Raw genomic sequence first — 23,443 nt, forward strand, 5'->3', positions numbered from 1 at the left:
GAAGAAGCAAGATCTTAAAGCACTTTGGCGATTGCGTCAATGACGATGTCGATATTGCGCGAATTCAATGCTGCCACGCAGATGCGGCCCGTGTCGACGGCGTAGATCGATTGCGCGCGCAAGGACGCCACTTGCTCTTTGCTCAGGCCCGAGTATGAGAACATGCCGATTTGCTCGCGCACGAATTCGAAGTCGTGCGCTGGCGCCTTGACCTTCAGCTTTTCCACGAAGGCGTTGCGCATTTCACGGATGCGCACGCGCATGCCGGCCAGTTCCTCTTCCCAAAGTTGGCGCAGTTCTGGCGTGGCCAGGACGGTGGCAACGACCTTGCCGCCATGCGTAGGCGGGTTCGAGTAGTTGGTGCGCACGACGCGCTTCAATTGCGACAGCAGACGGGCTGCTTCCTCGGCACTGGCAGCGACGACGCTCAGCGCGCCGACGCGCTCGCCGTACAGCGAGAACGATTTCGAGAACGAGTTCGACACCAGCAGCGGGCCGCCCGCGTCGGCGAAGCGGCGCACCACGGCACCATCTTCGGCGATGCCGCTGGCAAAGCCCTGGTAAGCCATGTCCAGGAACGGCACCAGGGCGCGCGAGGTGACCACGCTGATGATCTGCTCCCACTGGGCGACGCTCAGGTCGGCGCCGGTCGGGTTATGGCAGCAGGCGTGCAGCAAGACGATGGAGCCGGCTGGCATGGCGTTCAGGCTGGCCAGCATGCCGTCGAAATTGACGCCATGGGTCGCTGCATCATAGTATGTGTAGTTATTCACGACGAAACCGGCGCTCTCGAACAGGGCGCGGTGATTTTCCCAGCTTGGGTCGCTGATGTAGACCTGGGCACCCGGCGCGAAGCGCTGCAGGAAGTCGGCACCGATCTTCAGTGCGCCAGTGCCGCCGATGGCTTGCACGGTAATGGCGCGGCGCTCTTGAATAACGGCGCTATCGGCACCAAATACAAGCTCCTGCACCGCCTTGTCGTAGGCAGCCAGGCCTTCGATCGGCAGGTAGGTGCGTGGCGAAGCCTGTTCGATCAGGATGGCTTCTGCCTTGCGTACGCAAGCTAACAGAGGCACTTTACCGTTGTCGTCATAATACACGCCGACGCCCAGATTGATTTTGGCGCGATTCTGGTCCGCGTTAAATGCTTCGGTGATGCCCAGGATCGGGTCGCGTGGGGCCATCTCGATGGCGCTAAACAGACTGGCAGAAACAGTTGGGTTCGTCATGATAAGATTGGATTCGATTGGAAGCAGGTTCACAGCGGAGTTGTAGACAGCGCCCCAAATACAACGCCAGGGCCGCCAGCAGAGCACTATTCTAACAAAGGTCTGATTCACATGCCCGAATTATCTACCGCCAGCGAGGCGGAAAGCGCAATTATCTCTTTCCCGGAATCCCCCTTCAAGCTGCACCAGCCCTTCTCCCCGGCCGGCGATCAGCCGGCGGCGATCACCCAATTGTCCGAGGGAATCGCCGATGGCCTGGCCTTCCAGACGCTGCTGGGCGTGACCGGTTCGGGCAAGACTTACACCATGGCCAACGTCATCGCGCGCATGGGCAGGCCGGCCATCGTCTTCGCGCCCAACAAGACGCTGGCGGCGCAGCTGTACAGTGAGTTTCGCGACTTTTTCCCGCAAAATGCGGTCGAATACTTCGTCAGCTACTACGATTACTACCAGCCCGAAGCGTACGTGCCACAGCGCGACCTGTTCATCGAGAAGGACTCCTCGATCAACGAGCATATCGAGCAAATGCGTTTATCGTGCACCAAATCGCTGATGGAACGGCGCGACGTCATCATCGTCGCCACCGTCTCGGCCATCTACGGTATCGGCAACCCCAACGAATACCACCAGATGATTCTGACGTTGCGCGTAAAAGACAAAGTCAGCCAGCGCGACGTCATCGCGCGCCTGATTCAGATGCAGTACACACGCAACGAGGTCGATTTCGGCCGCGGCACCTTCCGCGTGCGCGGCGATACCATCGACATTTTCCCCGCCGAGCATGCGGAACTGGCGGTGCGCCTGGAAATGTTCGGCGACGAAATCGAATCGATCCAGCTGTTCGACCCCTTGACGGGCCGCGTGCGGCAAAAAATCCCGCGCTTTACCGTGTACCCGGGTTCGCACTATGTGACGCCGCGCTCTACCGTGTTGCGCGCCGTGGAAACCATCAAGGACGAGCTGCGCGAACGCCTGGAGTTCTTCCGCAAGGAAAACAAGCTGATCGAAGAGCAACGGCTGGAACAGCGCACGCGCTTCGACCTGGAAATGATGGCCGAAATCGGCTTCACCAAGGGCATCGAAAACTATTCGCGCCACCTGTCCGGCGCGCTGCCGGGCGAACCGCCACCGACCCTGGTCGACTATCTGCCAGCCGACGCCCTGATGTTCCTCGACGAGTCGCACGTACTGACGGGCCAGCTGAGCGCCATGTACAACGGCGACCGCTCGCGCAAGACCAACCTGGTCGACTATGGCTTCCGCCTGCCGTCGGCGCTCGATAACCGGCCCTTGAAATTCGAGGAGTTCGAGCAAAAGATGCGCCAGACGGTGTTCGTCTCGGCGACCCCGGGCGACTACGAAAAGAACCATTCGGACCAGGTAGTCGAACAAGTGGTGCGCCCCACGGGCCTGGTCGACCCGCAGATCATCGTGCGTCCGGCCAGCAGCCAGGTGGACGACCTGATGTCGGAAATCGTCGAGCGCATCAAGAAGGACGAACGCGTGCTGGTCACCACCCTGACCAAGCGCATGTCGGAGCAATTGACGGAATACCTGAGCGACCATGGCATCAAGGTGCGCTACCTGCACAGCGATATCGAAACGGTGGAGCGCGTGGAAATCCTACGCGACCTGCGCCTGGGCACCTTCGACGTGCTGGTGGGGATCAACCTGCTGCGCGAAGGCCTGGACTTGCCGGAAGTGTCGCTGGTCGCCATCCTCGACGCCGACAAGGAAGGCTTCTTGCGCTCCGAGCGCAGCCTGATCCAGACCATCGGGCGCGCCGCGCGTAACCTGAACGGTACGGCCATTTTGTACGGCGACCGCATCACCGACTCCATGCGCCGCGCCATCGACGAGACGGAACGCCGCCGCGCCAAGCAGATCGCCTTCAACACGGCGAACAACATCATCCCGATCGGCGTCAAAAAATCGATCCGCGAAATGATCGACGGCGTCTACAGCCCGCAGGAAGCGCGCGAAACCCTGCAAGTGGCACAGGAAGCGGCGAAGTTCGAAGCCATGAGCGAGAAACAGGTGAGCAAGGAAATCAAGCGCCTGGAAAAACTCATGCTCGACCACGCCAAGAACCTGGAGTTCGAAAAAGCGGCGCAAGTGCGCGACCAGCTGCACATCCTCAAGCAGCAACTGTTCGGCGCGCCGGGTACCGACAACGTGGCGTCGATACTGGGCAAGTAAGCGCCAGCAATGGTGTCGGATAACGGCGCTGCGCGTCGCATCCGACACCTGCAGATCAGTCGTCCCCTGCACGGTCAGCTGCGGCATGCACAGCACGGCTACCGCAGCGCGCAGCGCGCGACGAATACTTCAAGTGACGAAATCAGGTACGGCTGCACGGAAGGCCGGTACAGCGCCAGCAGAGCCCTGCAATACGCCGCCAGTGACCGCTAGCGTCGCCTACTGATCGTCACTGACTGCGGCGCGTACCGACAAGCCCAGCATCAAGAACAGCATTCCCAGCGTGCATCGCCACATTGTGCTTTCCCTTCAGTGAATGTCCAGTTGGTCTTTGTCGAGCCGCTTGTAGTGCAGCAATGAGTACAGGATGACCAGTGGCACCCATGCCAGCGCCAGCACCAGCAACAGCCAGCCCGGGGCGCCCAGTGCCAGTGCACCGAGCCCCAGCAGACCGCTACCGACCATCAGCCGCGCCGCCAGCCGGTGCGTGGCATACCAGACGCGCTCGCTGGCCAGCGTCCACGGCGTACGGATACCGAAAAAGAAATTGCGGCGCACCTTGCCCATCGGATTGCCCATCAGTACCAGCATCAGCAACAGCCCGGCCGGCACCGCGCTCGATATCGGCACCGCCATGCCCATGGCGCTGGCCAACACCAGGCCACGCACGTACGCGAGCAGGCCCAGCACGACGACGAAGTTGTAATAAAAGGTGGGCGCGAACGGCTGCACTTCGAAGCGCTGCGGCGACAGCGATGGCAGCAGCAAAGCCAGCAGCAGGATGAAGGCCATCAGGCCCGGCCCCAGCAGCCACAGCACCGCGCGCGGCGCGTAGTCGTCCACCTCGCCCCGGTAATTCCAGTGTATCGCCACCACCTCGGGCAACTGCGGCCAGGCGTACACAGTGGCCGCACAGACGGCCGCGATCATCAACAGGCTCAGGGCGATAAAGCGCGCTTTCATCATTTTCTCTCCTTGTGGTCGGTATCGGTCAGGTCCAGCATCCACGCCAGCACATCTTGCAGCACGGTGGTGTTGAGGCCATACCAGATGGTCTGGCCTTCGCGCCGGCGCGTGATCAGGTCGGCATCGGCCAGCACCGAAAAATGGTGCGACATGGTCGGCTTGCTCATGTCGAAACGGGCGGCCAGGTCGCCGGCCGTCATTTCTCCGGCCCGCAGCAGTCGCAGGATTTCGCGCCTTGCAGGGTCGGCAATCGCCTTGAAGGCACTGTTGGCGGCATTCATATTAAGATAAACGTCTAATTAGATAGTTATCTAACTATAGAAGCAACGGCGGCATGGGTCAAGCGATTTTCAGCAGCAGCGCCGGGCATAAGACGGCCGGGGCACGATTCCCGGCCCTGCTCTCGGACCCAGTCCGGCAGCGCCCTACTCCGGCAGCGAATAGTCGATGTCGTAGACGTGCTGGCCGTTTTCAATGCGCATGGCCAGGGTGCCGCTGATGCCCGTCAGTTGCCCGCTGCCGGAATACGGCACGATGACGAGACTCAGCTCCTGCCTGCCGTCGGCCATGATGCCGACATGCTGTACCACGAAGCTGCCCTCTTTGCCCTGCAGGACACCCGTGATGGCTTCCATGGCGACATAGCCTGCCGCGCCTTTGGTATCGCTCACGGCGTTGAGCATCTGCCCCGTGGCAGTGGCGACCAGGTCGCCCGCATACACCTTGTCAAGCAGCACCCTTCCCAAGCTCGTGCGCCCCGCGCGTTGCGGCGTCGTCGCCGGCGTCATGCTGATGCTAAAGTTTCCCGTGGCGTGCGCGTGCATGCGATGATCTTTCTCTGTAGACGAGGCGGCGCCGGCTGGCGCCACCGATGATAGACAATATGCGGCCAGCATCAGGCCCGACCAACTGAGTGATTTCATGATTGCCTTCCGATCAATGCGAGAGGGCCAGCTTAAGGCCGTGCCGGAGAAAAATATTGGATAAAGCCGACAGCGCGGCCAATCTGCTCGATGTGCGGGCGCAGGCACCGAAAGGCATCGTCGATCCACAGGCGGCGGCGCGCCGGATACGCCTGGCGACCTATCCGCCGCCTGCCGCACTGGCGCCGTTCGTCGAGTATTGCTGGGTGGTCGAATGGGACAGGCGGGGCTGCGCACCGGAGACGCAACGCGTGCTGCCATATCCGAACGCCCACCTGGTTTTCGATGCAGGACACAGCGCCATTCATGGCGTGGTGCGCGGCGCCTTTGACAGGCCTTTGATCGGTGCGGGTAAGGTATTGGGCGTGCGTTTCGCGCCGGGCGGCCTGCGCCCGTTCATCACGCAGCCACTGTCAAGCTTCACCGACACGACCATCGCAGCCGATGCGCTGCTGGGCATGCCGGCAGCGCAAGCCGAGGCGCGGGTACTAGGCAAGTCCGACGATCTGGAGATGGTGGCGCAGGCACAGGAACTGCTGCTGGCAAGACTGCCGCAAGTCGATGCTGCTGCGCTGCTGGCCGCCCGCCTGACTGCAGCGGCAGCGGCCCACAACGGTCCGGCGAGTGTGGCGCAACTGTGTGAAAAAATGGCCATTGGCGAACGCAGGCTGCAGCGCCTGTTCGCCGACTACGTAGGCGTGCCGCCGAAATGGGTCATCCAGCGCTACCGCCTGCAAGAGGCGATCTGGCGCCTGGCGCAGCCCGATGCACCCGACCTGGCCAGCCTGGCGCATGCACTGGGTTTTTTTGACCAAGCCCATTTCAGCCGCAGTTTTGCACAGCTGGTGGGCAGCACGCCGCTCGACTATCGCCGCTCGCAGCTGCCCAAGCCTGCCTAGCTGGCCTAGCTGGCCGCCTTGACGTCGTCCATATAGGCGCCGATGATGCTGGCGAAATCGGCGTCCGCCGTCAAACCCAGCGCTGCGGCGCGGGCCGTATCCCAGGCGCCGGGCCAGCTCTTGACGATGCGCTCGATGGCGGGATCGGGCGCGTAGCTGATGCGGGCCACGACATCGGCGCCAGCGACCTGCTCCAGCGCGGCGATCATTGCGCCCACGCTGACCGACAGCCCCGGCAAGTTCACAGTGCGGCTGGCGCCGAAGGATGCGCCCGCCAATTCGTGCCCGGCGATCAGGGAGGCGATGGCGCCGCGCGGCGACAGCAGCCACAGACGCAGATCGGTGGCCACGGGGCAGACGCAAGCGTCGCCGTTCAACGGTTCACGGATGATGCCGCTGGCGAACGACGACGCTGCCTTGTTCGGCTTGCCCGGACGCACGCTGATGGTTGGCAGGCGCAGCACGCGGCCATCGACAAAGCCGCGGCGGCTATAGTCGTTGAGCAGCAATTCGCCGATGGCCTTTTGCGCGCCATATGACGACTGGGGATTCAGGGCCGTCGTATCTTGCACCACCTCGGGCAGCTGGCCGCCATACACGGCCACGGAGCTGGTAAACACGACCTTCGGTTTGTGCCCCAGTTCGCGGCAGATATCGAGCAGCAAACGCGAGGCATCAAGGTTGATGCGCATGCCCAGCTCGAAATCGGCTTCGGCCTGGCCGCTGACGATGGCCGCCAGGTGGAAGATCGAGCTGGTCTGCGTGTCGATGGTGGCGCGCATCAGGGCGCCGTCGGCGATATCTCCCGTAACGACTTTCACGCGGGCGTCATTGAAATCATGCGCGGCCACCACATCGACCAGCACCAGCTCGCTGATCGTTTGCAATTGGCCCTGACTGTCCGTCAGCTGGCCCTGGGCCAGCAACTGGCGCGCCAGGCGCTGCCCCAGGAAACCGGCACCGCCGGTGATCAATACTCTCATGTGATATCTCCTTATTTGTTCGAATTATTCAAGTAGGGCGCGAGCCAGCCCAGGCCATCTTCGGTGCGCCCGCGCGGACGGTACTCGCAGCCAATCCAGCCTTCGTAGCCCAGCTCATCGAGCAGCCTGAATAAATACGCGTAATTGACTTCGCCATCGTCCGGCTCATGGCGTGCCGGAACGCTGGCGATCTGCACGTGGCCGATACCATCGACATTGTTCTGGAACGTCATGGCGATATCGCCCTCGACAATCTGCGCGTGGTAAAAATCCATCTGCACCTTGACGTTGGGCGCGCCCGACTCCAGGCGCAGTGCATGGCCCTGCGCCTGCCTGACGAGGAAATAGCCAGGCATGTCGCGCCCGTTGATGGGCTCGATCAAGAGTTCAATGCCATGCTCGCCCACGGCCTTGGCCGCGTACTTCAAATTGGCCAAATAGGTGGCGCGGTGCAGCGCGAGGTCGGCACCGACGGGCAGCAGGCCGGCCATCATGTGCACGCGTGGCGTGCCCAGCGCCAGCGCATACTCGATGCCACGCGCCACGCCGGCGCGAAACTCCGCTTCGCGGCCCGGCAGCGAGGCAATGCCCCGTTCACCGGCCGCCCAGTCGCCCGGGGGCAGGTTGAACAGCACGTTCTGCAAACCATGCTGGCGCAACCAGCCGGCCACTTCCTGCGGCGCGTAATCGTAAGGGAACAGAAATTCGACGGCCTGGAAACCCGCTTGCGCGGCGGCGGCAAAGCGCTGCGGGAAAGGCACTTCGTTGAACATCATGGTCAGATTGGCGGCAAAACGGGGCATGCGTATCTCCTGGATTTCTTATATGTCGAGTTTGAAGGTGTGTTTCAGGTCCGCGATCTGTTGCGCGTCGAGCGGGCGCGTGGGCACGTCGCGCAGCAGCAGGAATAGCTTGGCCGTCTCTTCCAGTTCCTCGGCCGCATACACGGCCGCTTCCAGGCTGCTACCCGAGACCACAGGACCGTGGTTGGCCAACAGCACGGCCGAATGCTTGCGGGCCATGGCGCCAATCGCGCCCGCCAGCGCCGGGTCGCCCGGACGGTGGTAAGGCAGCAGCGGCAAACGCCCCACTTTCATCACAAAGTAGGGCGTGAGCGGCGGGATGCAATCGTCATGATTCAGGCCACACATGCACGACACGGCCGCCGAATGGGTCGAATGCAAATGCACGATGGCGCCCGCGCCGGCGCGCTCCTGGTACATGGCGCGGTGCAAAAATGCTTCCTTCGAGGGTGGCGCGCCGCTCAGCAACTTGCCGTCCCAGTCCAGCTTTGACAGTTGAGCGGGATCGAGCCGCCCCAGGCTGGCGTTCGTCGGCGTGAGCAGCCAGCCATCGGACAGACGCACGCTCAGGTTGCCGCTGCTGCCCGCCGTCAAGCCCCGCTCGAACAGCGACTTGCCAAAATCGACGATCTGCTCGCGCTGGCGCATTTCTTCTGCAGAAGTATGAATCGCAGCGACACTCATGCCAGCACCTGCCAGGCTTTGCTGAAGAAATCGACCGTGCCAAAATTGCCGGACTTGAGGGCCAGCAGCAAAGGCGCCTTGTCATCGCCGCACGGCGCAGGCAAGGCTTGCGTCCAGGGCACGCCAGGGTCGATCTCGGGGCCGATGCGCAAGCCCGCCACGCCCAAGGCCTTGACGACGGCGCCCGAGGTTTCGCCACCAGCGACGATCAACTGGCCCACGCCGAGGCGCACCAGCCCTTGCGCAATGGCGGCCAGGGTTTCCTCGACGAGGGCGCCGGCGCGCTCGACACCGAGCTGTGCCTGCACGGCGCGCACGGCGTCCGGCGTGGCCGTGGCATAGACCAGGACAGGGCCTTGCGCCAGGTGCGCGCCAGCCCACGCCAAAGCCTGTTCCACCACGCCAGCGGCTACCTCGCCACCTGCCGCCAACTGCAAGGGATCGATGTGGAATGACGGTGCGCGCTCGCGCAAGTGTGCCACCTGCTGCTGCGTGGCCACCGAGCAGCTGCCCGAAATCACGGCGCGAAAACCGCAGGCCGGCGGCAAGCGCCCGGCCTGGCCCGCAGGCGACGGCGACAACTGACCCCGCTGGCGGAAATTTTGCGGCAGTCCCAGCGCGATGCCGGAGCCGCCCGTAATCAGTTTCAAGTCGGCGCAGGCCGCGCCGATGGCTTCCAGGTCGCGGTTCGAGACGGCATCGACGACGGCAAAGTGGCAGCCCTGGCCGCGCAATTCCGTAAAGCGCTGGGCAATGGCGGCGGCGCCCTTCTCCACGACGGAGAAGTTGGCCAAGCCCACTTTTGATGCCACCTGCTGCTGCAGCACGCGCACCAGGTTCGAATCGGTCATCGGCGTCAAGGGATGGTCGCGCATGCTCGACTCGGCCAGCGGCACCTCACCGACGAACAGATTGCCCTTGTAGATGGTGCGGCCATTCGCCGGGAACGCCGGGCAGGCAATCGTGAAGTCCGTGTCGAGCGCCCGCATCAAGGCCTCGGCCACGGGACCGATATTGCCGCGCGGCGTGGAGTCGAACGTGGAGCAGTACTTGAAGTAAAACTGGCGGCAGCCCGCCTGCTGCAGCCAGGCCAGCGCGGCCAGCGATTCGGCCACCGCTTCTTCAGGCGCATTCGTGCGCGACTTGAGGGCGATGACGACCGCATCGACATCGTCAGGTGGTGGCCCTTGCGGCACGCCAATCAGCTGCACCGTGCGCATGCCGGCCTTGACCAGCATGCCGGCCAGGTCGGTGCCACCCGTGAAGTCGTCGGCGATACAACCCAGTAGTACAGTCATGATTGTTCCTTCTTGATTCAGTTACGCTTTCGCTGGCAATGTAATTCCAGGGAAAAGCTTGATGACGGCGCAGTCGTCCTCGCCGCCAAAACCGGCGGCCGACGCCTGCATGAACATCTGGTGCGCGGTAGCCGACAACGGTAATGGGAAGACGCTTTTTTTTGCGAAATCGAGCACGATGCCCAGGTCTTTCACGAAGATGTTCACGGCCGATAGCGGCGTGTAGTCGCCCTTGAGGATATGCGGCACGCGGTTCTGGAACATCCAGGAACTGCCGGCGCTATTCGAAATGACTTCGTACAGGGCGTCCGGATCGCAGCCGGCACGCAGGCCCAGCGCCATCGCTTCGGCGGCGGCGGCGATGTGCACGCCGGCCAGCAGCTGGTTGATCATCTTCACCTTCGAGCCCTGCCCCGGCTGCTCACCCAGGCGATACAGCTTGGCGCAAATGGCATCGAAAACACCGCTGCATGCGTCAAACGCGTCCGGCGCGCCGGCCGCCATCACCGACATTTCGCCCGATGCTGCCTTGGCCGCACCACCGGAAATGGGCGCATCGATGAAGCGCAGCCCCATCGCCGCCAGACGCGCGCCGAGCGCTTCGGCAAATTCCGGCGCCACGGTAGCGCAAGCGATCACCACGCTGCCCGGCGCCAGGGCACTGGCCGCACCGTGCTCGCCAAACAGCACGCTCTCGGTCTGCTGCGCATTGACGACGACGATCAGCAGTGCCTGCACCTGCGCCGCGAGTGCAGCCGGCGAGGCGGCAGCATGGGCGCCCAAATCCACCAGCTTTTGCACGGCCTCAGGGCGCACGTCGCAAACTTGCACTGCAAAACCGGCGCGCAGCAGCGATTGCGCGATGCCCATGCCCATGCCCATGGCGCCCAGGCCGATCACACCCACTTTTTCGATTATTGCAGTCATTATTTGCTCCACTTATTTATTGACGAGCTTGGCCGGCACCCGCATGATGATGGAGGCGCCAAACACGAGGATGCCGGCCAGCAGGTAGATGGCGATATCGGTCGACTGCGTCAAGTCCTTGATCGAACCGATCATGTAGGGCGCTGCGAAACCGGCCAGATTACCCACTGAATTGATGGCGGCGATGCCGGCAGCGGCTGAAACGCCACCGAGGAAGGCCGTCGGCAAGCTCCAGAACATGGGCGAGGCAGCCAGGATGCCACCGGCGGCGATCGCCAGGAAGAAGATGGCCCAGCCCGTATTGTTGGCGCCAGCGAGCGCGCTGCAGACGATGGCAGCGGCGCCCACCACCAGCGGGATAGCCATGTGCCAGCGCCGTTCGCGGTATTTATCCGAGCTGCGGCCCAGCAGTATCATCGACGCCACGGCCACCGAATACGGAATCGCCGTAAACAAGCCGATATTGAGCACACCCGTCACGCCGGCCGCCTTGATCAAGCTGGGCAGCCAGAAGGTCAGCGAATACTGGCCCATCACACAGCAGAAGTAAATCAGGGCCATGACCCAGATACGCGGGTCCGAGAACATGGCGCGGATCGACGGGTGCGCTACCTTGCCTTGCGCTTCCGTGGCGATGCGCTGCTCAAGGATGACTTTTTCCTCTTCCGTCAGCCACTTCGCGGCGCGGATGCTGTTGTCCAGGTACAGCAGCACGGCCACGCCCATCAGTGCGGCGGGAATCGCTTCGAGCACGAACATCCACTGCCAGCCCGCATAGCCGTGCCAGCCGGCGAAGGCTTCCATGATCCAGCCCGACAGCGGGCCGCCGATCAAGCCGGCCACGGGAATGGCGGCCATGAAGGTGCACACCATGCGCGCGCGGCGCTCGGACGGATACCAGTAGGTCAAATACAGAATGATGCCGGGAAAGAAGCCCGCCTCAGCGATGCCGAGCAAGAAGCGCATGACGTAGAACTGTGTCGGCGTGGTGACGAACATGAAGGCGCCAGAGATGACGGCCCAGGTGATCATGATGCGCGCGATCCACACGCGCGCGCCGATCTTGTGCAGCATGACGTTGCTGGGAACTTCGAACAGGAAGTAGCCAAGGAAGAACACACCCGCGCCCAGGCCATACACGGTTTCGGAAAACTGCAGGTCGGCCAGCATTTGCAGCTTGGCGAAGCCCACGTTAACGCGGTCGAGGTAAGCGACGATGTAGCACAGCATGAGGAAGGGAATGATGCGCCAGGTCACCTTGCGGTAGACGGCGTCGTCGATGCGTTTCTGGCTTGCGGGCGCGCCTGCCGGCTGCCCTGGCAATGCTTGCGATACTTCCATGCTAGTCTCCTGATCACTGAGGAATCGACCGTGCCGGGTTTTTATGGTCCACCGATGGTGGCTGGCAACTTGTCTAGAATTTGTATGGGTGTATATTATGTGTGTGTTTTGTGTGTGTCAAGCTGTATATTTCATATAATGGTGGGCAAGCAAGCCCCACAAAATCGTTAGCGCAAGGATGCACCCGATGGACCGCACGTATAGCTTTACCCTTCCCGCGCCGGAGCCCACTGCGGGCAGTTTCACCACCGGCACCCTGGGCGCGAGGGTGGCAGCAAGGCTGCACCAGCAAATCTACAACGATGGCTTGGCCAGCGGCACGCGCCTGCCCTCGGAGCAAGCCATGGCGACGCACTTCGGCGTCAGCCGCACGGTGCTGCGCGAAGCCATCGCCCTGCTGCAGGCAGACGGCATCGTCGCCACGCGCAAAGGCAGCGGTACGTTCGTGTGCGCCCAAGATGGCGCGAAGACCGGCGAACTGGGCGACGAGCTGACGCAGCAATCCGTGCAATCGCTGTTGAACCTGATCGAAGTACGCCAGGGACTGGAAGCGGAAATCGCCGCACTGGCAGCCGTGCGGCGCACGCCGGGCCAACTGGCCGATATCGAACACGCGCTACGGCGCATCGAGGAAGCGGTGGCGGCCGGCGTCGATGGCGTGGAAGAAGACGTGTGCCTGCACCTGTGCATCGCCGAAGCGACCGGCAACCCTTATTGGCCCAAATTCGTGGCCATGTTTGCCGACCCGATCCGCTCTGCCGTCAAAGTAACGCGCGCCAACGAAGCGCGGCGCGCGGACTTTTCCATCGAGGTGCGCCGCGAACATGAAAAGATCGTGCAAGCGATTGCCGACGGCGACCCGCAAGGTGCGCGCCAGGCGGCCATGGAACACATGCAGCACGCCGCCGAGCGTGTGCGCCTGGCCGACCGCGAATTCTGGCGCGGCGACGGCGGCGCGCTGGCGCGCACCCTGGGACGCGATCCCATCATGCAGAAATAGCCTGCTGCCGTTCAGGGATAGTTTGGCCGACGCATCTGGAACAAGCTCTCCGGGCCGATCTCAAAATAGTCAGCCGGCCCGCCACCGCGCAATATCGGCGCTGCGGCCGCCGTGTCGTACACACCGGCCTTGAGCAGATGGCGCGCGATATGCACGCCCACCACTTCCCCCAGCACCAGCCAGCTACCGACGCCATCGCCGTTCAATCCTTGCAGCTCGATGATCTGCGTGCAGCGGCATTCGAACGCTACCGGGCTTTCGGCCACGCGCGGCACCTTGACGACGCGCGAAGCAAGCGGGTTCAAGCCTGCCAACGCGAACTCGTCGACTTCGGCCGGCGCCGCTGCGCAACTGACGTTCATGGCCTCGGCCAGCGGACGGGTCGCCAGATTCCAGACAAATTCGCCCGTCTGTTCGATATTGCGCAAGGTGTCCTTGCGGCCGATGCTGGAAAAACCGATCAGCGGCGGTGTGTAATTGAAGGCGTTGAAAAAACTGTAGGGCGCCAGGTTGAGCACGCCTTCGCCGCTGCGCGTGGCGATCCAACCGATAGGACGCGGCCCCACGATGGCGTTGAAGGGATCGTGCGGCAGGCCGTGGCCCTGCGCAGGTTCATAAAAATGCATATCGTCGGCCATGCGTGTTCCTGTCATCGTGGCGCTCACAGAAGCGCGCCTGGAGTGCCAGCTTAACAAAATAATCGTCCAGGCGCGTTTTTCACTACCCTCTAGGAGCGAAAGCTGCGCTCTCACCGAAAGCTGTTTACCGCGCCGTTGCAAATTTGCATACTGCTGCCACCGTCGGCACGGAAAGCCTGAAACAGATGCGCATCGACCTGGCACAGCAGCTGGCAGCAACAGCTGGCAGCAAAAGATGGCCGCTGCCCTGCTCATCGTCCTTGCTCAAGATCAAGGGCTGACGCCCTGCCGTCATGGGCGCGCCAGCCGGTACACCACGCTATCGATGTCGTAATGGCGTTGCATGCCCACGTATTGCATGCCCAGGCGCGTCATGACCTTGATCGAGGCGGCGTTGTCCGGGTGCGCCACGGCCACCACTTCAGGTGCACCAACGACGTCGAACGCATGCGCGACGATGGCGGCGGCGGCCTCGCTGGCGTAACCCTGGCCCCAGCTGGTGCGCGCCAGGCGCCAGCCGATTTCAAGCCGACTGTCTCTCTCGCCGCCTAGATGCTGCAGGCAGGCCATGCCCACCAGCGCACCATCGTCGAGGCGGATCAACGCCCACCATGAATAACCCCATTCGGCCCAGCGCCCCATGGTGCGGACGATGGCCGCGCGCGTCGTCTCCTCCGTCTCCGGCTGACCCGCGTTCAGATAGGTCATGACCTCGGGATCGGTGTTGAGCGTGCGCATGCGCTCGTAATGGCTCTCGTTGATCGGCTCCAGGCGCAGGCGCGCCGTCGTCAGTATGGTCATCGCATTTCCCTGGACGAAAAAAAAGACGATACACGATCGTCTTTTTTTTGCAAGCGCGCACGCAATTACTTGCCTGCTTCGCCCTTCTTGATCCACGCCGCCAGCTGGTGCGGACGCAGGCCGTCGTAGTCTTCGAACGGCTGATGTATCCATGGATTATGCGGCAGCTCTTCGAGGAAATAGTCAGGACGCACGACGGAGCAGCCTTTGAGCCAGATCACGGCCGATTTGACTTCCGTCACGTCAGGGAAGTTATCCTTCAGGTGACGCGTGACTTTGTCCAGCGTGACGCCCGAATCGGCCAGGTCGTCGACCAGCAAGATGCGGCCAGCCAGCGGGCCCTTGGTCATGGTCATGTACTTGGCGATATCGAGGTCGCCGCGCACGGTGCCAGCGTCTTCGCGGTAGGAGCTGGTCGACAGGATCGCCAGCGGCAAATCAAAAATGCGCGAAAACACGTCACCAGGACGCACACCGCCGCGCGCCAGGCAAAGCACCTGGTCAAATTTCCAGCCCGATTCATAGACCTTGAGCGCCAGGCGCTCGATCAGGCGGTGATACTCTTCCCAGTTGACCCAGAGATGTTGATCGTTCGATTGTGGGGTAGTCATGATAGTGAACTCTTATTATTAGCGTGATTAAAAAAATCCGCCTTGCGGCGGATTGTGTCCAGCAGCTTACTCGAATGGATGGCGCAGCACGATCGTTTCTTCACGATCGGGACCAGTCGAAACCATGTCCACTGGCACGCCGACCAGTTCTTCGATGCGCTTGATGTAAGCGCGCGCCGTCGCCGGCAAGGCCGCCAGCGATTTCGCGCCGACAGTGCTTTCCGTCCAGCCTGGCATTTCTTCGTAGATCGGCTCGCAGCGCGCTGCGTCTTCGGCGCCGACCGGGAAGATGTCGACGATCTTGCCGTCGAGCTTGTAGCCGGTGCACAGCTGCAACGTTTCCAGGCCATCCAACACATCAAGCTTGGTCAGGCACATGCCCGACACGCCGTTGATCTGCACGGAGCGGCGCAGCAAGGCGGCGTCGAACCAGCCGCAACGGCGGGCACGGCCCGTCACGGTACCGAATTCATGACCGACTTGGGCCAGGTGCAGGCCAACGCCCGCATCCGTTGGCAATTCCGACGGGAACGGGCCGGAGCCGACACGCGTCGTGTAAGCCTTGGTGATGCCCAAGATGTAGTGCAGCATGCCAGGACCGACGCCCGAACCGGCGGAGGCATTGCCTGCCACGCAGTTCGACGAAGTCACGAACGGATAGGTGCCGTGGTCGACGTCGAGCAGGGAACCCTGCGCGCCTTCGAACAGCAGGTTGGCGCCGGCCTTGTGCGCTGCGTACAGCGCGCTCGATACGTCGGCGACCATCGGACGCAGGCGCGGCACGTAGGCCAGCGCGTCGTCGAGGGTCTTCTGATAGTCGACTTTCGGCGCCTTCAGGTAGTTTTCCAGCACGAAGTTATGGTAATCGAGATTTTCCGCCAGCTTTTCAGCGAAGCGCGTCTCGTTGAGCAAGTCGGCGATACGGATCGCGCGGCGTGCCACCTTGTCTTCGTAGGCCGGGCCGATGCCCTTGCCGGTCGTGCCGATCTTGGCCGCGCCGCGTGCCGCTTCGCGGGCCGCGTCGAGTGCCGAGTGGTAAGGCAAGATGACTGGCGAGGCTTCGGAGATTTTCAGACGCGAAGCGACTTCGACGCCGACAGCTTCGAGCTTGTCGATTTCGCGCAGCACGTCCGGTACCGAGACGACGACACCGTTACCGATGTAGCAAGCGACGCCGGCGCGCATGATGCCCGAAGGGATCAGTTGCAACGCGGTCTTGACGCCGCCGATGACCAGCGTGTGGCCTGCATTGTGGCCGCCCTGAAAGCGCACCACACCCTGGGCGTGATCGGTCAACCAATCGACGATCTTGCCTTTACCTTCATCGCCCCATTGGGTGCCGATGACAACGACGTTCTTTGCCATAATTTTCTTTGACATCACTCAACCTAAGTTTTTAAGAATCCAGCTACTACCATTATCGGCAAGTACCAGCACGCGATCGCACTCGAACTCGTCTTGTTCATTACTGTGACCCGGCATACTCTGGATCACGACCTCGCCCGCCTTGCGCAACTCGGCGATTTTTTCCTTCAATTCTGGCGCGCTGCCCCATGGCGCACGGATCGAATGCTTCCGTTCCGCGGTCGGCAACAGGCGCGCCAGTTCGCGCAAATCGAGCGAGAAGCCGGTCGCGGGACGAGCCCGGCCGAACGCTTCGCCGACGTGGTCATAACGGCCGCCGCGCGCAACCGCGTTCGGCAAGCCAGGTACATACAGCGCAAACATCGCGCCGCTTTCATATTGATAGCCGCGCAGGTCGGCCAAGTCGATCGCCACTTCGGCGCGACCCAGGGCAGATCCGGCCAGCGCGGCCAGTTCGGCCAGCGCCTTCAGCACGCCTGGCAGCGGCGGCAGCACTTCGCGCGCACGCGCCAGCACGTCGATGTCGCCGTACAGATTGGGCAAGGCCAGCAGCGCATCGCGCGTAACAGGATCGTAGGCGGCGGTCAGCGCACGCAAGCCCGGCGCATCTTTCGCGCGCAGCAAGGTGTACAGCGCAGCCTCGTCGCGCACGGCAGCGCCGTCTTGCGCAATGATAGCGCGCAACAGGCCGACATGCGACAAATCCAGGCGCACAGCATCAAAACCGGCCAATGCCAGCGAAGCGAGCGCCAATTCCTGGATCTCGGCATCCGCTTCCAGGCCGGCATGGCCATAGATTTCGGCGCCGATCTGCAGCGGTTCGCGGGTGGCGTGCAGACCCGACGGACGGGTGTGGAGCACGCTGCCGGCATAGCACAGCCGGGTCACGGTGGCACGGTTGAGCAGGTGCGCGTCGATGCGCGCCACTTGCGTCGTCATGTCGGCACGCAGGCCGAGCATGCGGCCCGACAACTGGTCGACCAGTTTAAAGGTGCGCAGGTCGGTATCCTTGCCAGCGCCGGTCATCAGCGATTCGAGATACTCAAGCAGCGGCGGCATGACCAGTTCATATCCGTACAGACGGAAATTGTCCAGCATGCGGCGGCGCAGCTCTTCGATCTTACGCGCTTCCGACGGCAGAACATCGGCAATATTTTCGGGCAAAAGCCAATTCGGCATGAGGGAGCGAGATACGGAAGAAAGTTGAAAAAATGCATAGTGCGAGGCAGCGGCAAGCGCGCCAGGCAATAGGCCGAACCTGATATTTTACGCGAAAACACGGGCCTTTAGGGATAAGTTGTCCGACTCACTGCCGCACAGCCCTAAAAACACCGCATTTTACGCCTTACCGCAACAAGCTGGCGCACCACAAAAAACGGGGCCGGCAGCGATGCCGGCCCCGCTCCTGCTGCCACCCGCCCTTGCGGCCAGATGCAGTCTGGATACTGCCTTACTTTTTGCCAGCAGCGGCTGCGCCGCCGCCCTTGAAGTACTTGAAGAATTCCGAACTCGGATCGACTACCATCACATCGCCCTTGTCCTTGAAGGTGGCGCGATAAGCTTCCAGGCTACGGTAAAACTTGTAGAACTCCGGATTCTTGCCAAACGCTTCCGCATAGATCTGCGACGCCTTCGCATCGCCTTCGCCGCGGATCTTTTCGGCTTCACGATACGCTTCGGCCAAGATCACCGTGCGCTGCTTGTCGGCGTCGGCGCGGATTTTCTCGGAGTCGGCCGAACCGGTCGAACGCAGCTCATTGGCCACGCGCACGCGCTCGGACTTCATGCGTTCGTACACGGAGTTGTTGATCTGCTCGACGTAATCGACGCGTTTCAGGCGTACATCGACGATGCCCACGCCGATGGCCTCGGCTTCGGCGGCCACCTTGGCCTTGATCGCCTGCATCACCTTGCCGCGTTCGCCCGAGATCACTTCGCGCACGGTACGCTTGGTGATTTCATCGTTCAGGGCGGCCTTGACGATTTGCGACATGCGGTTGCGGGCGCGGCTTTCATCGCCGCCGAAGCTGCGGAAATATTTCTTCGGATTGACGATGCGCCACTTCACATACGCGTCGACGAGGATGTTCTTCTTCTCGGCCGTGATGAAGCGTTCCGGTTCCGGCGTATCGAGCGTCAGGATCCGCTTGTCCAGGTAGATGACGTTCTGGAACGGCGGCGGCAGCTTGAAGTACAAGCCTGGCTCACTGATCTCGTCCTTGACTTCACCGAGGGCGAAGACGATGGCGTATTTACGCTGATCGACGACAAACACGGTCGAGGACAAGAGCATGATCGCGATAAAGCCCGCGATCAGGGCGGCAACGATACGGTTCATTAGCGGCTCTCCCGTTCACGCGAAGAGCGGCTGTCGCGGCGCTGATTGACTTCTACTGTTGGCATGGCTTCCTGTGGCAAAACAGTGTTGGCTGCGGGTGCCCCTGCAGCACGGGCGGCAGCGTCGGTGGCAGCCGTCTGGGCGATCAACTTGTCGAGCGGCAGATACAGCAGATTACTGCCCGTTTTCGCGTCAACCATCACCTTGCTGGCACTGCTGAAGACCTGCTGCATGGTTTCCAGGTACATGCGGTCACGCGTAACGGCTGGTGCCTTCTGGTACTCGACCAGCACCTGCTTGAAGCGCGACGCATTACCTTCCGAGTTCTCGGTCACCATGGCCCGATAAGCCTCGGCTTCCTGCATCAGGCGAAATGCTGCGCCGCGTGCTTTTGGAATGACGTCATTGGCGTAGGCCTGGCCTTCATTCTTCTGGCGCTCACGGTCCTGGCCGGCCTTGACGGCATCGTCGAAAGCGGCTTGCACCTGCTCTGGCGGCTGCACGGCCTGCATCGTCACGTTGTTAATCAACACACCAACCTTGTAATCATCCAGAATCTGCTGCATCAATTTCTGCGTGTCAAAGGCCACTTTTTCGCGGCCTTCATACAGCACGAAGTCCATCTTGCTGCGGCCGACCACTTCGCGTATCGTCGTCTCGGCGACCTGGCGCAAGGTGTCTTCCTGGTCGCGCAGGCTGAACAGCCATTCCACGGGATCTTTCAGGGTGTATTGCACCGCGAACTGGATGTCGATGATATTTTCATCGTCCGTCAGCATCAGCGACTCGCTGGCCTGCTTGTTGCGCAGCGACGTGCGATAACCGACTTCCACGGTACGCACCTGCGACACATTAACGGTTTCATCGGTCTGGAACGGATACGGCCAGCGCCAGTTGAGACCGGCCGGCGCCGTGCGCGTGTATTGGCCAAACGTCAGCACGATGCCGCTCTGGCCCTCTTGCACGATGAAGGCGCCGCTGGCGAGCCAGATGAAGACGGCGATCACGCCGACCACGCCGGCGGTAATGCCGGCGCCCTTCATGTCGGGGCGTGGGCCGCTGCCGCCACCGTTGTTATTGCCGCCGTTGTCGGGACGGTTCTTCTGTCCGAAAAAGGCGTTCAGGCGCTGATTGAAATCGCGCCACAACTGATCGAGGTCCGGCGGACCTTCGCCGGGCTTTTTGCCTTCTTGGGCTTTCTTGCCGTCGTCCTTGCGATTGCCCCAGCGGGGATCATTCAGGGACAACTTCAAGCCTGTTTTTTTGAGTAGAGAGACAAGCATAACTATCGTGTTCCGACTTGGGAGTGGGTGGAATTGCTATCGTCCTCACCAGGTTCTTCGTCCTGGTCCGGGGCGGCGCCATCGTGCTGGTCGTACTGACCGTCCAACTGATCTTCCTGCTGTGCTTCATCGCTACGATAAAGGTGCGCCGAACGGGGCGCCTTCCTGGCCATCTCGATAATCGCATCGCGCAGCAAGTCGAGACCGCTGCCCTTTTGCGCACTGACGAAGACGCGACTGATCGTAGCATATTCGTCGCGCTCCACCGAAGGCTCCAGCCCTGCCGCATCGATCTTGTTCCACACGAGGATTTGCGGAATATGATCGGCACCAATCTCTTTCAAGACCAGGTTGACCTGCTCGATCTGCTCCATGCGCACCGGCGACGCAGCGTCGACGACATGCAGCAGCAGATCGGCATGGATGGTTTCTTCGAGCGTGGCGCGGAAAGCGGCCACCAGTTGATGCGGCAATTCGCGCACGAAACCCACCGTGTCGGAGATCACCACATTACCCACCTCCTGGCCCAGATAAACCCGGCGCGAGGTGGTATCGAGGGTGGCGAACAACTGGTCGGCGACATACACGCCGGCCTTGGTCACGGCATTGAACAGGGTCGACTTGCCGGCATTGGTATAGCCGACCAGGGAGACCGAGAATGTGTGATTGCGGCCGCGCGCACGGCGCTGCGTTTCGCGCTGCTTGTGCAGCTTTTCCAGACGCGCGCGCAACGCTTTGACGCGGTCGCCGATCAGCCGGCGATCGGTCTCGAGCTGTGTCTCGCCGGGACCGCGCAAGCCGATACCGCCCTTTTGCCGCTCAAGGTGGGTCCAGCCGCGAATCAGGCGCGTAGCCAGATGCTGCAACTGCGCCAACTCGACTTGCAGCTTGCCTTCGTGGCTCTTGGCGCGTTGCGCAAAGATATCGAGAATCAGGCTGGTGCGGTCGAGCACGCGCACATTCAGGCGCTTTTCCAGATTGCGCTGCTGGGCAGGTGACAGGGCGTGATTGAAGATGACGATTTCCAGACCATCGTTGACCACGATGTCGCCAATTTCATCGGCCTTGCCGCTGCCGACAAAATACGCCGAATCGGGACTGGAGCGCTTGGCCGTGATGGTGGAAATCGGGTCCGCACCAGCCGAACGCGACAACAGCATGAGTTCCTCCATGCTGGCAGCGAAGTCGCTGTGACCGAAGTCAACCCCGACTAATACGGCGCGCATGATGGCATCAGATGGGTTGCGGCGGACGCCGACGCCGATGCAAACGCATCAGCGCCGCTGGCGCGGACGGGGTCGATGGTAGGCAAAAGGCGCTGGGCCATCAAGCTCAACGCTTTACTCCGCTTCAGGTTCAATATTGAGGTTGACGGCACGGGCCGGCACCACTGTCGAGATGGCATGCTTGTACACCATCTGTGTCACCGTATTGCGCAGCAATACGACATATTGATCGAAGGATTCGATATGGCCCTGCAATTTAATGCCATTGACCAAGTAGATCGAGACAGGAACATGCTCTTTGCGTAATGCATTGAGGAATGGGTCTTGTAACAGTTGCCCTTTGTTGCTCATAACAGCTCCGTTGTTTATGTTGTTGTGTAAGAATTGGAGGCGACTAGCTTGATTTCAAGTACTCAAACATAGAAAGATGCGTCATAGCTACTGTAACCTGTTTTCACGATCGCTGTCGCGCATCGCGCATGACACTTTAGCATGTCGTGCAGATAGCCGTCGCATTGACTATCGGCGCCGCATTATCTCAGCGGCGCCTTAATCCGCACTTAATTCAGTGACTAACTGCTTACTTGCTCGGCGTGCGCGCAAACGGGTTTTTGCCCGTGCGCAGTTCGATGCGCAGCGGCGTGCCAACCAGGGCAAACGTATCGCGGAAATGTTTTTCCAGATAGCGTTTGTACGGATCGCCAACGGCATCGAGCGCGTTACCGTGAATCACGATCACAGGCGGATTCATGCCACCCTGGTGGGCATAGCGCAGCTTCGGACGAATCGAACCCTTGCGCCGCGGCTCCTGCTTCTCCACGGCCTCGATCAGGGCGCGCGTCAGCTTCGGCGTCGACAGGTCGCACATGGCGGCCGCGTACGCGGCGTTGAGCGACTTCATCAATGGAGCGATGTTGGTGCCCTTCAGTGCCGAAATGAAATGCATCTGTGCGAACGACAGGAAGTCGAGCTTGCGGTCGATATCGATCTTGATCTCGTCGCGTTCATGCGATTGCAAGCCATCCCATTTATTCACGGCCACCACCAGCGCGCGGCCCGATTCCAGAATAAAGCCGGCGATATGCGCGTCTTGCTCTGAAATATCCTGCTGCGCATCGAGCATCAGGACCACGACGTTGGCTTCGGAAATCGACTGCAGGGTTTTCACCACCGAGAATTTCTCGATCGCTTCAAATACCTTGCCGCGACGACGGATACCGGCCGTGTCGATCAGCGTATATTGCTGACCATCACGCTCGAACGGAATCTCGATCGAATCGCGCGTCGTACCCGGCATGTCGAAGGCGATCACGCGCTCTTCACCGAGCAGGGTGTTGATGAGAGTCGACTTGCCCACGTTCGGTCGGCCGACGAGGGCAATCTTGATGCCGCGGTCGGTCTTTTCCAGCTCTTCAGGCTCGTCCGGACGCTGCGCGAACGCCAGGTCCAGCATCACTTCGACCAAGTCGTTGACGCCGTCGCCGTGCGCCGACGAGATCGCATACGGATCGCCCATGCCCAATTCATAGAATTCGGACACCACGGCCGTATAGCGCATGCCTTCGCTTTTGTTGACCACCAGCAAGACTGGCCGTCCGCTCTTGCGCAGGAAGTCGACGATAGTCTTGTCATGCGGGGTCAGGCCTTGACGGCCGTCCACGATGAACACGACTACGTCGGCCTCGGCCACGGCCTGCTTGGTCTGCAGTGCCATCTGGTGCATGATGCCTTCCTTGGCGACGGGTTCGAAACCACCCGTATCGATGACCAGGAAGGGACGTTCGCCGACACGGCCTTCGCCATAGTGACGATCGCGCGTCAACCCAGGCAAATCCGCCACCAGCGCATCGCGCGAGCGGGTCAGACGATTGAATAAAGTCGATTTCCCAACATTGGGTCGACCTACTAGTGCAATTACCGGCTTCATTG

At 61.6% G+C, this 23,443-nt stretch carries 24 protein-coding genes; 4 read left to right on the plus strand and 20 right to left on the minus strand.

Annotated elements, in window-relative coordinates; translation table 11 throughout:
• Positions 1-14: 14 nt before the first annotated feature.
• Complete coding sequence (locus H4V96_RS15015; protein WP_196855865.1) at positions 15-1,229, minus strand: amino acid aminotransferase; 1,215 nt, start codon at positions 1,227-1,229, stop codon at positions 15-17.
• 111 nt (positions 1,230-1,340) lie between these two features.
• Between H4V96_RS15015 and uvrB the strand changes: the two genes are divergently transcribed.
• Positions 1,341-3,428, plus strand: a complete 2,088-nt coding sequence (gene uvrB, locus H4V96_RS15020) for an excinuclease ABC subunit UvrB (RefSeq protein ID WP_010399849.1) — start codon at positions 1,341-1,343, stop codon at positions 3,426-3,428.
• A 309-nt stretch (positions 3,429-3,737) separates the two neighbouring features.
• On the opposite strand, the gene H4V96_RS15025 is transcribed toward uvrB, so the two are convergent.
• The 3 genes from H4V96_RS15025 to H4V96_RS15035 form a co-directional block, all read right to left on the minus strand.
• Positions 3,738-4,394 carry an SdpI family protein gene (locus tag H4V96_RS15025; protein ID WP_280721030.1) on the minus strand — a complete coding sequence of 219 codons (657 nt, stop codon included), beginning with the start codon at positions 4,392-4,394 and terminating at the stop codon, positions 3,738-3,740.
• Entirely contained in the window at positions 4,391-4,675 is a 285-nt protein-coding gene (locus H4V96_RS15030; protein WP_010399851.1) for an autorepressor SdpR family transcription factor, read from the minus strand. Before H4V96_RS15030 ends, H4V96_RS15025 begins: the two co-directional genes overlap by 4 nt.
• 144 nt (positions 4,676-4,819) lie before the next feature.
• The gene (locus tag H4V96_RS15035; protein ID WP_280721031.1) at positions 4,820-5,317 is read right to left on the minus strand and encodes a DUF3224 domain-containing protein; all 498 of its coding nucleotides are present in this window, start codon (positions 5,315-5,317) and stop codon (positions 4,820-4,822) included.
• A 56-nt stretch (positions 5,318-5,373) separates the two neighbouring features.
• On the opposite strand from H4V96_RS15035, the gene H4V96_RS15040 reads away from it, so the two are divergent.
• Positions 5,374-6,216 (plus strand): helix-turn-helix domain-containing protein, encoded by an 843-nt coding sequence (locus H4V96_RS15040; protein WP_280721032.1) that lies wholly within the window; start codon positions 5,374-5,376, stop codon positions 6,214-6,216.
• 5 nt (positions 6,217-6,221) lie between these two features.
• On the opposite strand, the gene denD is transcribed toward H4V96_RS15040, so the two are convergent.
• Genes denD through H4V96_RS15070 form a run of 6 tightly spaced genes read right to left on the minus strand, consistent with a single transcriptional unit; the run spans position 6,222 to position 12,252 of the window.
• Positions 6,222-7,199 carry a D-erythronate dehydrogenase gene (gene denD, locus H4V96_RS15045; RefSeq protein ID WP_280721033.1) on the minus strand — a complete coding sequence of 326 codons (978 nt, stop codon included), beginning with the start codon at positions 7,197-7,199 and terminating at the stop codon, positions 6,222-6,224.
• Between the two features lie 11 nt (positions 7,200-7,210).
• Positions 7,211-8,002, minus strand: coding sequence for a 2-oxo-tetronate isomerase (gene otnI, locus H4V96_RS15050; protein ID WP_196855868.1), 792 nt, complete (start codon positions 8,000-8,002; stop codon positions 7,211-7,213).
• An 18-nt stretch (positions 8,003-8,020) separates the two neighbouring features.
• Positions 8,021-8,686: a 3-oxo-tetronate 4-phosphate decarboxylase gene (gene otnC / locus H4V96_RS15055; protein ID WP_029496552.1), complete on the minus strand. Its 666-nt coding sequence runs from the start codon at positions 8,684-8,686 to the stop codon at positions 8,021-8,023.
• Positions 8,683-9,984 carry a 3-oxo-tetronate kinase gene (otnK, locus tag H4V96_RS15060; RefSeq protein WP_196855869.1) on the minus strand — a complete coding sequence of 434 codons (1,302 nt, stop codon included), beginning with the start codon at positions 9,982-9,984 and terminating at the stop codon, positions 8,683-8,685. The genes otnC and otnK overlap by 4 nt, the downstream gene beginning before the upstream one ends.
• A 21-nt stretch (positions 9,985-10,005) precedes the next feature.
• Positions 10,006-10,902: an L-threonate dehydrogenase gene (ltnD, locus tag H4V96_RS15065; protein WP_196855904.1), complete on the minus strand. Its 897-nt coding sequence runs from the start codon at positions 10,900-10,902 to the stop codon at positions 10,006-10,008.
• Between the two features lie 21 nt (positions 10,903-10,923).
• The gene (locus H4V96_RS15070; protein WP_280721034.1) at positions 10,924-12,252 is read right to left on the minus strand and encodes an MFS transporter; all 1,329 of its coding nucleotides are present in this window, start codon (positions 12,250-12,252) and stop codon (positions 10,924-10,926) included.
• Positions 12,253-12,439: 187 nt separating this feature from the next.
• Between H4V96_RS15070 and H4V96_RS15075 the strand changes: the two genes are divergently transcribed.
• Positions 12,440-13,252 carry a FadR/GntR family transcriptional regulator gene (locus H4V96_RS15075; RefSeq protein ID WP_280721035.1) on the plus strand — a complete coding sequence of 271 codons (813 nt, stop codon included), beginning with the start codon at positions 12,440-12,442 and terminating at the stop codon, positions 13,250-13,252.
• Between the two features lie 11 nt (positions 13,253-13,263).
• On the opposite strand, the gene H4V96_RS15080 is transcribed toward H4V96_RS15075, so the two are convergent.
• Positions 13,264-13,890: a flavin reductase family protein gene (locus H4V96_RS15080; protein WP_196855871.1), complete on the minus strand. Its 627-nt coding sequence runs from the start codon at positions 13,888-13,890 to the stop codon at positions 13,264-13,266.
• A gap of 143 nt (positions 13,891-14,033) precedes the next feature.
• On the opposite strand from H4V96_RS15080, the gene H4V96_RS15085 reads away from it, so the two are divergent.
• On the plus strand, positions 14,034-14,171 hold the full coding sequence (locus H4V96_RS15085) for a hypothetical protein (protein ID WP_208760731.1): 138 nt from the start codon (positions 14,034-14,036) through the stop codon (positions 14,169-14,171).
• A gap of 10 nt (positions 14,172-14,181) precedes the next feature.
• On the opposite strand, the gene H4V96_RS15090 is transcribed toward H4V96_RS15085, so the two are convergent.
• The 9 genes from H4V96_RS15090 to der all read right to left on the minus strand — a co-directional run bounded on the left by H4V96_RS15090 (position 14,182) and on the right by der (position 23,441).
• Entirely contained in the window at positions 14,182-14,691 is a 510-nt protein-coding gene (locus H4V96_RS15090) for a GNAT family N-acetyltransferase (RefSeq protein ID WP_010399864.1), read from the minus strand.
• Positions 14,692-14,756: 65 nt separating this feature from the next.
• On the minus strand, positions 14,757-15,302 hold the full coding sequence (locus H4V96_RS15095; RefSeq protein WP_010399866.1) for a phosphoribosyltransferase family protein: 546 nt from the start codon (positions 15,300-15,302) through the stop codon (positions 14,757-14,759).
• Between the two features lie 66 nt (positions 15,303-15,368).
• On the minus strand, positions 15,369-16,682 hold the full coding sequence (locus tag H4V96_RS15100) for an adenylosuccinate synthase (protein WP_029496554.1): 1,314 nt from the start codon (positions 16,680-16,682) through the stop codon (positions 15,369-15,371).
• A gap of 3 nt (positions 16,683-16,685) precedes the next feature.
• Complete coding sequence (locus tag H4V96_RS15105) at positions 16,686-17,846, minus strand: ATP phosphoribosyltransferase regulatory subunit (RefSeq protein WP_010399868.1); 1,161 nt, start codon at positions 17,844-17,846, stop codon at positions 16,686-16,688.
• A 271-nt stretch (positions 17,847-18,117) separates the two neighbouring features.
• Positions 18,118-19,005 (minus strand): protease modulator HflC, encoded by an 888-nt coding sequence (hflC, locus tag H4V96_RS15110; protein ID WP_010399869.1) that lies wholly within the window; start codon positions 19,003-19,005, stop codon positions 18,118-18,120.
• On the minus strand, positions 19,005-20,288 hold the full coding sequence (gene hflK / locus H4V96_RS15115; protein WP_196855872.1) for an FtsH protease activity modulator HflK: 1,284 nt from the start codon (positions 20,286-20,288) through the stop codon (positions 19,005-19,007). The genes hflC and hflK overlap by 1 nt, the downstream gene beginning before the upstream one ends.
• Before the next feature lie 2 nt (positions 20,289-20,290).
• Complete coding sequence (gene hflX / locus H4V96_RS15120; RefSeq protein WP_196855873.1) at positions 20,291-21,514, minus strand: GTPase HflX; 1,224 nt, start codon at positions 21,512-21,514, stop codon at positions 20,291-20,293.
• A 114-nt stretch (positions 21,515-21,628) separates the two neighbouring features.
• Positions 21,629-21,865, minus strand: a complete 237-nt coding sequence (gene hfq / locus H4V96_RS15125) for an RNA chaperone Hfq (RefSeq protein WP_010399872.1) — start codon at positions 21,863-21,865, stop codon at positions 21,629-21,631.
• Positions 21,866-22,094: 229 nt separating this feature from the next.
• A complete protein-coding gene (der, locus tag H4V96_RS15130) occupies positions 22,095-23,441 on the minus strand; it encodes a ribosome biogenesis GTPase Der (RefSeq protein WP_010399874.1) in 1,347 nt (448 codons plus the stop codon).
• Between the last annotated feature and the right edge of the window lie 2 nt (positions 23,442-23,443).

The organism is Janthinobacterium sp. CG_23.4 (assembly GCF_029892305.1).
In the GTDB taxonomy this organism is placed as follows: Bacteria; Pseudomonadota; Gammaproteobacteria; order Burkholderiales; family Burkholderiaceae_D; genus Janthinobacterium; species Janthinobacterium lividum_D.